General features: G+C 42.4%; 9 protein-coding genes. 6 read left to right on the top strand and 3 right to left on the bottom strand.

Annotated features, from left to right (window positions below; genetic code table 11):
* The first annotated feature begins 190 nt into the window (after positions 1 to 190).
* From OSJ91_RS21865 to OSJ91_RS21855, 3 genes are all read left to right on the top strand, one after another.
* Complete coding sequence (locus OSJ91_RS21865; protein WP_350299942.1) at positions 191 to 1,423, top strand: MFS transporter; 1,233 nt, start codon at positions 191 to 193, stop codon at positions 1,421 to 1,423.
* 145 nt (positions 1,424 to 1,568) lie between these two features.
* A complete protein-coding gene (locus tag OSJ91_RS21860) occupies positions 1,569 to 2,201 on the top strand; it encodes a LysE family transporter (RefSeq protein ID WP_485890409.1) in 633 nt (210 codons plus the stop codon).
* 183 nt (positions 2,202 to 2,384) lie between these two features.
* Positions 2,385 to 3,722 carry an amino acid permease gene (locus OSJ91_RS21855; protein ID WP_350302932.1) on the top strand — a complete coding sequence of 446 codons (1,338 nt, stop codon included), beginning with the start codon at positions 2,385 to 2,387 and terminating at the stop codon, positions 3,720 to 3,722.
* Between the two features lie 58 nt (positions 3,723 to 3,780).
* Here OSJ91_RS21855 and OSJ91_RS21850 read toward each other — a convergent pair whose 3' ends face one another.
* Positions 3,781 to 5,454, bottom strand: coding sequence for a ribonuclease J (locus OSJ91_RS21850; protein WP_485890408.1), 1,674 nt, complete (start codon positions 5,452 to 5,454; stop codon positions 3,781 to 3,783).
* Positions 5,455 to 5,599: 145 nt separating this feature from the next.
* Positions 5,600 to 6,499 (bottom strand): TetR/AcrR family transcriptional regulator, encoded by a 900-nt coding sequence (locus OSJ91_RS21845; RefSeq protein ID WP_485890407.1) that lies wholly within the window; start codon positions 6,497 to 6,499, stop codon positions 5,600 to 5,602.
* A gap of 254 nt (positions 6,500 to 6,753) precedes the next feature.
* Between OSJ91_RS21845 and OSJ91_RS21840 the strand changes: the two genes are divergently transcribed.
* Positions 6,754 to 8,202 (top strand): DHA2 family efflux MFS transporter permease subunit, encoded by a 1,449-nt coding sequence (locus OSJ91_RS21840; protein ID WP_485891931.1) that lies wholly within the window; start codon positions 6,754 to 6,756, stop codon positions 8,200 to 8,202.
* Between the two features lie 292 nt (positions 8,203 to 8,494).
* Here OSJ91_RS21840 and OSJ91_RS21835 read toward each other — a convergent pair whose 3' ends face one another.
* Entirely contained in the window at positions 8,495 to 10,498 is a 2,004-nt protein-coding gene (locus tag OSJ91_RS21835; protein ID WP_485890406.1) for a YhgE/Pip family protein, read from the bottom strand.
* 120 nt (positions 10,499 to 10,618) lie between these two features.
* On the opposite strand from OSJ91_RS21835, the gene OSJ91_RS21830 reads away from it, so the two are divergent.
* Entirely contained in the window at positions 10,619 to 11,521 is a 903-nt protein-coding gene (locus OSJ91_RS21830) for a LysR family transcriptional regulator (protein WP_485890405.1), read from the top strand.
* A gap of 197 nt (positions 11,522 to 11,718) precedes the next feature.
* A complete protein-coding gene (locus OSJ91_RS21825) occupies positions 11,719 to 12,420 on the top strand; it encodes an alpha/beta fold hydrolase (protein ID WP_485890404.1) in 702 nt (233 codons plus the stop codon).
* The last annotated feature ends 5 nt before the right edge of the window (positions 12,421 to 12,425 follow it).

The following is a 12,425-nucleotide window of genomic DNA, read 5'->3' as shown; positions in this document are numbered from 1 at the left end:
CTTAAAAAGAATGGGTTTTTTATTTTAACGGTCAAAAGGGGTAATTTTGGGTGAAGCGCAACTGAATAAATCTATCTGAGCTATAACATAATAATTGATGACATCTAATATATGATGCAAAACAAATTGGTTTCACAATGTTTACTTTTTATGCAATAAGTTGCTTTTATAATGGATGAGGAGTGTAAGTATGGAAGGTCATGAGAAGCAAAATAAAGATGTAAGCGTGTGGTGCCTGATCAGTATGGCATCGATTCCATTGGTAATGACACTTGGAAATTCAATGCTTATCCCGGTTTTGCCCATTTTCGAGGAAAAGGTGGGGATATCTTCATTTCAATCAAGCATGGTGATAACAAGCTATTCCGTAGCATCCATTTTTTTAATTCCCATTGCTGGTTATTTATCAGATCGATTTGGACGAAAAATGGTAATCCTGCCCAGTCTGATTCTAGCCCTAATCGGCGGATTGATAGCTGGTTATGCATCATGGAAAATGGAAAATCCCTATACATGGATCATCATTGGGAGGGTATTGCAAGGGATTGGGGCGTCTGGGGCCTCGCCCATCATTTTGCCTCTGGTGGGGGATTTATACAAAGATGATGATGAAAAAACGAGTTCTTGTTTGGGAATCATAGAAACCTCGAATACATTTGGGAAAGTACTTAGTCCAATATTAGGTTCCCTGTTTGCTGCATTTATCTGGTTTTTACCATTCTTCTCGATTTCATTCTTCAGTTTAATATCTATTGTTTTAGTCTTTTTCTTTATAAAGGTACCAAAGGAGAAGGATGAGCCGAAGAAATTCAAAGATTTCTGGCATGATACGAAAAAAATATTCAAGAAGGAAGGAAAATGGTTATATACGGTTTTCCTGATTGGTGTCTTTGTCATGTTGGTTTTGTTCGGTGTTCTTTTCTTTTTGTCTGATAATCTGGAAAAAATCCATGATTTGCATGGAATCAAAAAAGGTTTAGTGATAGCGATCCCGCTATTTTTTCTTTGCGTATCTTCTTATGTTGCAGGGAAAAAAATCAAGGGGGAATTACCAATCATGAAAAAGATCATCATGATCAGTTTAGCTGTCCTTTCAATCAGCCTTGTATTTGTCGGTTTTACAAAAAACAGGGTCTTCCTTCTATTGGTAATAACAAGCTTAGTGGGCATAGCGATTGGTGCGTTATTGCCGACACTAGACGCAATCATCACTCAAAATATAGAAAAGGAACAGCGGGGGACGATAACCTCCTTCTACATGTCATCAAGGTTCATCGGCGTTGCGGCAGGCCCTCCGGTCATGTCCCTTGTCATGAAAAATCATATCAATATGACCTATATCATTTCTGGGATCATCGGTATAGGCATCGTATTGATTGTTATGAAATTCATTAGTTCAGACAAAAAAGAAGCGGCTGCTTAATTCGGCTTCAATAACATATCAAAAAGCCGGGCATTCCCACGGCTTTTTTTTGTAACTCGGGAAATTTTTTTGGCATGTGGTTATAGGCAGAGGGTTGTCACATAAAATGTACAAGTCATGAACTAGCTCGAAGGAGTGATGCTTTTTGAGTGTACATTTACTGCTGAGTTACTTTTTCTTAGGACTTACCCTTGCAGCACCGATCGGTCCGGTGAACTCCGCTCGTATCGATAAAGGAATCAAGAACGGGTTTTGGCATGCCTGGATCGTTGGGGCAGGGTCGATGATCGCAGATGCCTTGTTCATGATTTTAGTGTATGTAGGTATGGTACGGTTTTTAGAAATTCCGGTCGTCCAGATTTTTCTGTGGCTTTTTGGGGGATTCGTGCTTATTTATTCGGGAGTCGAAAGTGTATTACGGGTTAATACGATATTATTAAATGAATACAGGAATAGAGATTCTTTAATTTCCTGTTTTTTGACTGGGTTCATCATGTCTGTGACCAGTCCATTGTCCATTTTATTTTGGTTGGGGATATATGGATCTGTTTTAGCTAAAACAGCTTCAAGTTATGGGACATCACAACTTTTCATTTATAGCGGGATGATCTTTCTTGGTCTTACCTGCTGGGATTTTTTTGTAGCGGCATTAACGAATGGATTTCGCAGGTTCTTAAATGAAAAAAGCTTAATGGCCATTTCGATCATCTCTGGATTATCATTGGTCGGCTTTGGGGTTTATTTTGCTTATCAAGGCATTTCTGCCATCCTATCATAAAGGAGAATGCTTCAGATTAATACATAGGTATTTGAAAACTTCTTCCTTGCATAATTCATTGTGGCATTATCAACACTATGAATGATGGAAGGAGGTAATGTTATGACGACAAAAGCCAATTGCAGTTCAGCGAAAGGAAAGACTGGTCAAGATTCCAATGCATCGGGTGAACAACAGGGCGATATGAAATGGTGGCAGCTCTCATTGGTCGGTGTAGGCTGTACGATCGGGACAGGGTATTTCCTCGGATCGACCATAGGGATTAAAACGACTGGGCCATCCATTGTATTTTCATTTGTATTGGCCGCACTAGGTACCTATATCGTTTATAATCTGCTTGCCAAGATGACGGCTGCCGATCCTCAAGAAGGTTCTTTTTGTTATTATGCTAATAAAGCATTTGGACGATGGGCTGGCTTTAGCTGTGGCTGGAATTATTGGTCCTCCAATATATTGATCATGGGAAGCCAGCTTACTGCGCTTTCGCTATTATCTCAATTTTGGTTCCCGAAAGTGCCGCTTTGGCTATTTGCATCCGGTTTTGCCATTGTTTCAATCGTGGTGGTATTGCTGGGAACAAAAGGGTTCGACAGGGTGGAAAATATCCTTGCTGTAATTAAGACAGCAGCAATCGTAATGTTTATCATTATTGCAATATGTGCCGTTTTCGGCTGGTTTGGTCTTGATGGAGCGAAACCGCCATCCTTTCCGAATACGTTCGATGAATTATTCCCAAAAGGGCTAAAAGGGTTTTGGACATCACTTATCTATGCTTTTTATGCGTTTGGCGGCATTGAGGTCATCGGACTGATGGCGATGCAGCTTAAAAAGAAAGAAGATGCGCCAAAGGCAGGAACAATCATGCTCTTGGTTCTTACCATCATATATGTGGTTTCATTAGGGTTAGCCGTAACCATGATTTCGTTAGGGGCATTCAGTGAAAAAGAAAGTCCATTCGTTTCGGCATTGGACAGTTATCATCTGACATTTTTCCCGCACGTTTTTAATGGTGCGATCATCATTGCCGGTTTCTCGACGATGACCGCTTCACTATTTGGTGTAACCAATCTATTGGTAACGCTCTCCAATGACGGGAACGCACCCTCATTATTCATGCAAAAGATCAAGAAATTCAAGGACCTTCCACTTCCTTCACTGGGTCTTGGAGCCTTAGGACTTTTAGGGTCAATAATAACTGCCTTGCTCCTGCCAGGCAAGATTTATGAATACATTACAACATCTGCTGGTATATTGCTTTTGTATAACTGGGCATTCATCATTCTTTCTTCATTCAAAATCTTGGAAAATAAGATTTGGAGTAAGATTACGGCCGTTTTCGGACTTCTTTTAATTTTAGCGGCGGTCAGTGGCACTCTGCTTGAAAAAGAAATACGTCCAGGTTTTTTCATCAGCCTTTTATTCATCGTGATCATCGGTCTTGCCGCCGTTTTCATGAAATTCAAGGTTTGGAATAAGAACAAGGCGATGGCCGCAAAAGCCAGTAAATCAGAACTTGATTGAAAAAAAGGAACTCGACTATACGAAGTCGAGTCCCTTTTTGTGTGCATTTGATTTGGTGCTAAATTTCAATGATGATCGGAAGGATCATTGGTTTTTTCTTAGTTTGAGTAAAGAGATAGTGCCCCAATTCCTTCTTTATGGTTTGTTTGATGATGTTCCAACGGTATATTTTTTCACTTTGTAAGTCGTTGACCGTTTTCGTGACAAGACGATTCACATGTTTAAGGAGGTCCTCGGAATTTTGAACATATACAAATCCACGGGAAATGGTATCGGGTCCTGATACTATTTTTCGTTCCGTCTTGCTTAGTGTTATGACAATTACGAGCATGCCATCTTCGGAAAGCTGCTTACGGTCACGCAGAACGATTTCTCCCACATCACCAACGCCGACACCGTCAACAAAGGTATTGCCGGCAGCCACCTTTCTCGTTTGACGGGCAACGGAGTTTTCAATATCCACCACATCGCCATTACTGATAATGAAAGTATTGCCCTTCTCTACCCCGACAGACTCAGCTAGTAATCGATGCTGGTGCAACATCCGATATTCACCATGAATGGGAATGAAATACTTAGGTTTCATCAGGGTAAGCATGAGCTTCAACTCTTCCTGATAGGCATGTCCGGATACATGCATGCCTGTTACAGTCCCAGAACCGTAAATGACTTTGGCACCAAGTTGAAACAGGTTGTCGATGATTCGTGAAACATCCCGTTCATTTCCGGGTATTGGAGTGGAGGCAAGAATCACTGTATCATCAGGCAATATACTCATATCCCGATAATTTGAACTGGAAAGGCGGGAAAGGGCAGCAAACGGCTCTCCTTGACTTCCTGTACATAAAACCGCGACCCTTTCAGGAGCATAATTATCGACTTCATGTGGTTGGATAAGCATCCCATCAGGTACCTCGAGGTAGCCTCGTTCAATGGCAACGGATACGACGTTCACCATGCTACGTCCTATTAGGGCAAGTTTCCGGTTTGTCTTCTGTGCAGCGTTCACGACTTGTTGAACGCGATTGACATTTGAAGCGAAGGTCGAAAGAATGACTTTCTGTTTTGCCTGCATGAAGGCCTCTTCGATATGGCTGCCAACGAGATGCTCCGAGGGGCTGGACCCGGGACGTTCAGCGTTCGTGCTTTCCGATAATAAAACCAAAACACCTTCACTCCCGATCTTGGCCATTTTATGAATATCGGGATACTGATCATTCATGGGAGTCAAGTCAAACTTAAAGTCCCCTGTATGAACGACCGTGCCTTCTGGCGTACGCATGGTAACCCCTAGGCAATCGGGTATACTATGATTCGTTTTGAAAAAGTCGAGAACCATCTCCCCGAATTCCAATCTTGAATCAGAGTCGATCTGGATTAACTTCGTATCACCCAAAAGGTTATGTTCTTTTAATTTCAATTCAATCAAACCAAGTGTTAATCGTGTGGCATAAATGGGTACATTCAATTTTTTTAAGAAATAGGGGATACCGCCAATATGATCTTCATGACCATGAGTCACAATCAAAGCGTGGATCTTCTCCTTATTCTCCTGAAGAAAGGAGATATCAGGAATGATCAAATCGACTCCTAATAAACTCTCATCAGGAAACTTGGCACCACAGTCAATAATGACGATATCGTTAGAATATTGAACCACATACATGTTTTTACCGATTTCATTCACTCCGCCGAGAGCCAGTATGGATAAAGCTTTCTCTTTCACACTCAAGTAGATAGACCTCCCTTTATTATGATAAGGATAGTGTTTCCTTAGGTCCCATTTATAAAACCAACTCTTTTATAAAATCAGGGGCAATTCAAGAAGCCATAAAAAAAACACCTGCCATTTTCGGTAGGTGCGTGTGTCTCCATCTTCATCGGCTCAAACAAGAGGTGATGCTTTCTTCAAAAGACTCCATGTATGCTTGGATCTGTGAAGCATATCCAGTTTTCAAAGTGGCCAGTAGACTTTCTATCAAGAATTCTCGCGGTTTGTCTGACTGCATCAGCTCATCTTGGATGAAATCGACCAATTCAATGGCTCTTCTTCGATCTTCATCGCAAGGAATAGCTTTGTTTATCGCTTTTTTCAATTCCGTGGTGGAATGAAGCAAATCATTATGGCAAGCATCAAGCTGGTTTGTGAATTTTGGAAACCACGTATCCATTAATTCCGGATCAATGATCTGTTCGCCGCTTTCAGCCACTTCATTGACTAAATGGACAATACGGTTCATGCAAAAGCGGATAATTTGTATGTCCGGTATACCAGCGGGATTAGCACGGTAACTAAAATGGCTCATGTGGGTCATCATCGAATGAAAGATAATGACGCTATCTAAAAGATAGGGTTTTTTACTTTCCCCGAAGATATCGATAAAACGGTTAAACATCCAACGTAAGCTCAACAATAGCGTCTTATTGATGAATTGTTTTAATTCTTCATCGTTGGAAACACGGACTTCTTCGATCAGTATAAGCAATTTGCTTTGCTTGTTCACCATCAATTGCAGTTCGAGCTGCCGGATGAAAATTTCAATATCGGCGGAATCTTGACCAATCAACAGTTTTTCCCGTTCATGGCGAATCTTTGTATAAACGGAACGGAAAATGGCTATAAATAATTCACCCTTCGAAGGGAAATAATTATAAAATGTACCTTTTGATATACCGCTGCCGTCTAGAATGTCCTGGATGGACGTGGCTTGGTAGCCTTTGTCAATAAACAGCTTATGAGCCGTATCGATGACATTCTGCCTTCGATTATTCATCATATCACCTAATTTTCATTATACTGCTTGTATAAATTTAATCGTACTCTATTTTTCATGGCAGCACAAACCCTTATTTAAACCAGTAAATTTTTATTGCAAAAAATGAACTAGGGGTATATTATTGATTTTGTGAGATTGGAATATACCGCTCGTCTAATTAAATGAACCAATAGTTTGAATGGAGGAATAGATAAAAAGTGAGTACTGCACAAATAAATGAGAAAAAGGGTTCGTATGGCATTTTGGCCATACTGATGGTCGGGGCGTTCATATCGATACTGAATTCAACCCTTTTAAATATTGCACTGCCATCAATTCAAATAGACCTGGGAATAGAGACTTCCACAGTTCAATGGCTGACAACTGGCTACATGCTCGTGAACGGAATCATGATTCCGACAACTGCCTTCTTAATAAGAAAATATTCGGTACGTAATCTGTTCCTGACAGCCATGCTCCTATTCTCAATCGGGACAATCGTGGCAGGTGTAGCGCATGTATTCCCGCTATTATTGAGCGCACGTATGGTTCAGGCTGCCGGTTCGGCAATCATGATGCCATTATTAATGAACGTACTTTTAACTTCTTTCCCTGTTGAAAAACGTGGCTCGGCAATGGGACTATTCGGTTTGGTCATGATGTTTGCCCCTGCAATAGGGCCGACGCTTTCAGGCTGGATCATTGAACATTATGATTGGAGAATGCTATTCCATTTCATTACTCCGCTAGCTTTACTAGTGCTTATTTTCGGCTTCTTTAAACTTAAAGACCACAAGGAAAAAGTCGATATCTCAATTGATAAAATATCGGTCATCCTTTCAAGCTTAGGCTTCGGCGGTTTGCTTTACGGATTCAGTTCGGCAGGCAGCAAGGGTTGGGATAGCCTTGAGGTATACGGAACACTGATTGTCGGTGCCATCTCCCTGATCCTTTTCATAACACGCCAGCTTGAAATGGAAACACCAATGCTTGAGTTCAAGATCTTCAAGCACCCGATGTTCGCTTTATCCGCAACGATCTCAATCGTACTGAACATGGCGATGTTCTCGGGGATGATCTTAATTCCGATGTACACACAAACAGTACGTGGCATTTCACCATTCGATTCTGGATTACTGATGCTTCCAGGTGCGTTATTAATGGCCCTCATGTCACCGGTTACCGGTAAGCTTTTCGATAAGTTCGGTGCCCGCATCCTTGCTTCAATCGGTTTGCTTATCACCGTGGTAACTACGTATTTGCTAAGTAAATTATCAATGGAAACTACGTATACAGAAATTGTAATCCTGTTTTCCGTTCGTTCCTTCGGGATGTCAATGTCCATGATGCCGATCATGACAAATGGTTTGAACTCGCTGCCAGCCCGCATGAACCCGCACGGTACAGCGATGAATAACACACTGAACCAAATTTCCGGTGCGATCGGTACGGCATTGCTCGTTACGGTCATGTCTAACCGTGCAGCTTCTACTGCCGAAGATTTAATGACGAAAGCGATGAGCAAATTAACAAGCCAGCCCACAGCTGAGATGATGGGCCAAATGAAAGCCCAAATCGGGATGCAGGCAATGCTGGATGGAATTAACTTCTCCTTCTTTGTATCTACCTTCATTGCCGGTGTGGCGCTGATTCTGGCATTATTCATTAAGCGCGCATGGCCAGCTGAAGAAAAACCAGCTATGAAAAAAGATCAAACCGCTTAAATGAAACAATAAAAAGCCCTATGCCACCTGAATCGTCAGGAAGCATAGGGCTTTTTTTTATAACTTCAGCCATCTAGTTTGATTTACAGCGGAATTAATTTAGGCTATAGCGGAATCATTCGACCTACCACCGATTTAATTCGACCCACGATGGAATCATTCGACCTACGCAAGAATTAATTCGACCTACCACCGATTTAATTCCACCCACGAATCAATCAGTATGTTTTACCTGTTGATTTCACTTGTATACAAAAAAGCGCAGTGCCATTTGCACTGCGCTTTTTTTACATCAAGATGTCACTTCCTCTGAAGTTACTTTTGCTTGCTGGATATGACTGGCTATCCAGCAAATGATCGCCGCAGAAACGAGATAGGCAAGTAAAATCCAAATCTGCGCCTGCAAGTTTTCCCAGCCGCCTAAGGAGATGACCTCTTGAAGTTCCTTTAGTGAGTGGGCCATAGGTAAAAATTGACCGATTTTCGTCAATAATGACATGCCCAGTTCGCCTGGGAATGTTCCGCCGCACGTAGCCAATTGGAACACGAGAAGGGTCACGGCTGCGAATTTTCCGACCACTCCGAATACGGTCACCAGCATAAGAATGAACGTCATGAAGGTAAATGAAACGATGATGCTAGATAGAATGAATACAGGGACACTTGCTACATGTAAATGGAATCCAAGCAGGACCACTGCATCCACTAGAAGTGCCTGAATCAAGCCGATTACATATACCAGCATTAATTTATTCGTGAAATGAACGGTTCCGGTTACCTTAAGATTCTGCCTGCGGCCAAGCGGCAAGATATTGGAAGCCATGATGCCGCCTACATAAAAAGCCAATGACAGAAAATAAGGGGCAATTCCGGTTCCATAGTTAGGAACTTCAGATAAATTGGATTGGACCAATTGCACGGGTTCAGAGAACATTGAAGTGGTCGAATCGTCGTACTGAAGACTAGCCGTTTTATCGGCAGCTTCATTAAGCTTGGAGGATAACTTGCTTGAGCCCGCTTCCAGCGAAGCCAGTCCGTCTTGTAGTTCCGTCGATCCACTAGCTAGCTGGCTGCTTCCGCCAGCTAGCGAAACGATTCCAGCATTTAAAGTGGAAAAACCATTTGTCCATTTAGAGAAACCATTCGCGAATTCTTCATATCCCTCGTTTAATTGCTTAGCACCTGAGGTAGCTTGTGCCATTCTATCACCAAAGGCATTCATCCCGGATTGAAGGGTCTCTTGTCCATCAGCCACTTTTTCAGCACCTTCGCCCAATTGCCTTTGACCGGCATTTAAAGTGGCAGCTGTTTTGGATAAACCTTCTGATAGGGCAATGATTTGCTTGAAGTCTTGATCCTTTACTGCATCAGGATGACTTTTCATATAGGCATCCAATTGTTTCTTAAGGGTATTCACTGTATCGGCAGCCTGTTCTTGCCCTTGCGTCAATTTTGCATTTCCGGCTGACCAGTCCTCAATACCCTGACTTACTTCATTCATCCCATTTTCCAATGAGTGATGTCCATCCGATAGCTGCTTCATGCCGGAATACAAGTTCTGGGAACCTGATGTTAATCCTTTCGCACCATCTGCTAAGGTTTCTTGTCCATCCAAGAGCTTGGCGCTTCCTGTTTGCAGTTTCTGGGCGCCATCATTCAAATCCTGAATGCCATCATCCAATTTCTCACTGCCGCCTTTTGCTTCCGCCGTTCCTTGATGAAGCTCTTCCGCTCCATCCCCGGCATCCGCCAAGCCTTTAGAAACCTCCTGGAATTTTGAAAGGATGCCTTCAGAATAGACTTTTGTAATGCTTGCGTTGATTTTTGCAGTCATCTTTTCAACAGCAGTTGAGCTGATCTGTGAGGCAACGAAGTTTTTACCTGGATTAACAGTATACAAAAGTTTAGCTCTTTCCGGTTTTTCATCCATTAAAGTCGTGACATTTTCCGAAAAATCCTCCGGGATCGTGACAACCATATAATAGGTACCTTCTTCAAGGCCTGTATTAGCCTCCTTTGCCGTGACAAAGTGAAAGTCCAATTCTTTTTGCTTCTTCAATTGTTTAACGAAATCATCTCCAGCTTGGACTGGTTTATCATCCATTTCCGAACCCTTATCGAGATTGACCACTGCTACAGGGAGCTGATCCAACTTTCCATAAGGATTCCAATATCCAGCCAAGAAGAAACCAGAGTAAATCAATGGAACGACCAAAAGGAAAATCAAGGCGATTCTCCCGTGTTTATGTTTCCACATTGCTTTTATATCTTGAAATACAAGTTGTAAACCATTCATTATTGAGCCTGCCCTTTCTAACTAAGAGATTATTTCATGATAATGGCTTTTTTAGATACTGTATAATACATAATTGATTATGTAATAATAGATTTAAATCTATGTGAAAAGAGTGGGAATATGGAAATATTACAGCTGCAGTACTTTCAAACCGTAGCACGACTGGAACATATGACGAAGGCTGCGGAACAACTTCAAATAGCTCAGCCATCCCTCAGTAAAACCATATCCCGGCTTGAAGAGGATTTGGGTGTCGCACTGTTCGATAGGGAACACCGGAAAATCAAGCTCAATGCAGCCGGCCGAATATTCTTGAACCGGGTCGAACGCGCTTTTGCGGAACTGAATGAAGGAAGGCGCGAAATAGTGGAATTAGCAGATCAAGACCAAAAGAACATCACTTTGGCCGTTACCATTCCCAGGGTCCTGCCTGATTTATTGGGTACATTTTTATCTCAATACCCGGATGTCCGTTTTCAACAATTCCTAAAATCCATATCATCCATGAAGCAGCTTTTAATTGAAGGAGAAATCGATTATTGCATATCATCCGTTCCGATCGAAGGCCCGGACTTAAAGTGGGAACCGCTGATCACCGAAGAAATATACTTGATCGTGCCTCCCAATCATCGGCTGGCAGGCAGGGAAAGCATTACACTCCAAGAAGTGAAAGATGAACCATTCATCAGTATGAATACAGGCTTCGGGTTCCGCAGCCTAACCGACCAATTTTGCCTCGAAGCGGGATTCGTCCAGCACATCGCCTTCGAAGGAGATGAACCAGCTGTCATCTCGGACCTTGTCAGGAAAGGGTTGGGGGTCGCCTTCGTATCCGAATTGACATGGCTTCATCAAACCGGATCATTATCCCATAAAATCCGAATAACAGAACCTGCTTGTCAAAGAACAATAGGGCTCGGCTGGTCAGAAAAACGCTACTTCACCCCAGTAGCCAAGCAATTTCGGTTATTTGTCATTGATTACTTCTCTGCCGCCAACTCCGCTAGGCCAAAGGATGAATGAATGTTGTGAATGCCGAATAAATACGGATGAAGGCAGGAATAAAAGGTGTGAAGGCTTAAATTATTAGATGCAGGACGAATAAATGGGTGAAGGCATAAAAAGTATAATTTAATTATAGTGAACATAGTATTTTAGGAGGTTTTTTTAAAATAGACCGGGTTCAAAATGATGTATCCGATGCTGGGAGTTGAGCGGAGATGGAAATACGGGTTAATCAAATTGAATTGAATGGACTCACGTTTCAATACCGGGAGAGCGGGGATGTTTCTGCACCGCCGCTTGTTGTTCTTCACGCGCTGGGAAAAAGTTCGGATTCATGGGATCGAGCGGCTGCCGCATTAGGAGAAAATTATCGTGTTTTAGCTTTAGATCTACGGGGCCACGGTGGGAGTGCGAGAACTAATACATATACTTTTGAATTGATGTGCGATGATTTGCTTCATTTTGCGGATGCGCTTGATTTGGGAAGGTTTTCGCTAATGGGGCATTCCATGGGGGGAACAGTTTCCTATTTATTCTCGCAAACTTTTCCTTCGAGGATAGATAGATTGATTGTCGAAGACACGCCTCCTCCTTTTTCGGATAAGCCAATGGAGGTTCCTTCCAAACCTTCTGTTCCTCTGCCGTTTGATTGGCAGGTAGTGCCTTCGATTCTACAGCAGCTTAATGAACCCGATCCCAAATGGTGGGCGCGCCTTACCGAAATTATGATGCCGACGCTTGTTATAGGGGGCGGGGCTAGCCATATTCCCCAAAACAAATTGCAGGAGGTTTCCGAGCTTATCCCGAATTGCGAATTGGTGACGATAGAGGATGCCGGACACTTTGTCCATGAAGATAATTTACCAGCTTTCTTGGCTGCCGTAACAAGGTTCCTTTCCAAAGGACAGGCGCTTTAATGCGA

This window comes from Bacillus sp. T-10(2022) (assembly GCF_056502895.1).
The sequence above is the reverse complement of the archived record's forward strand: the minus strand, read 5'-3'. Positions and strand labels throughout refer to the sequence as shown.

Bases quoted from the DNA above. Each gene is read 5' to 3' on its own strand.
- OSJ91_RS21865 (WP_350299942.1), top strand. From the start codon at position 191: ATGGAAGGTCATGAGAAGCAAAATAAAGATGTAAGCGTGTGGTGCCTG.
- OSJ91_RS21855 (WP_350302932.1), top strand. From the start codon at position 2,385: ATGAAATGGTGGCAGCTCTCATTGGTCGGTGTAGGCTGTACGATCGGG.
- OSJ91_RS21845 (WP_485890407.1), bottom strand. From the start codon at position 6,499: ATGATGAATAATCGAAGGCAGAATGTCATCGATACGGCTCATAAGCTG.
- OSJ91_RS21840 (WP_485891931.1), top strand. From the start codon at position 6,754: ATGGTCGGGGCGTTCATATCGATACTGAATTCAACCCTTTTAAATATT.
- OSJ91_RS21835 (WP_485890406.1), bottom strand. From the start codon at position 10,498: ATGAATGGTTTACAACTTGTATTTCAAGATATAAAAGCAATGTGGAAA.
- OSJ91_RS21830 (WP_485890405.1), top strand. From the start codon at position 10,619: ATGGAAATATTACAGCTGCAGTACTTTCAAACCGTAGCACGACTGGAA.
- OSJ91_RS21825 (WP_485890404.1), top strand. From the start codon at position 11,719: ATGGAAATACGGGTTAATCAAATTGAATTGAATGGACTCACGTTTCAA.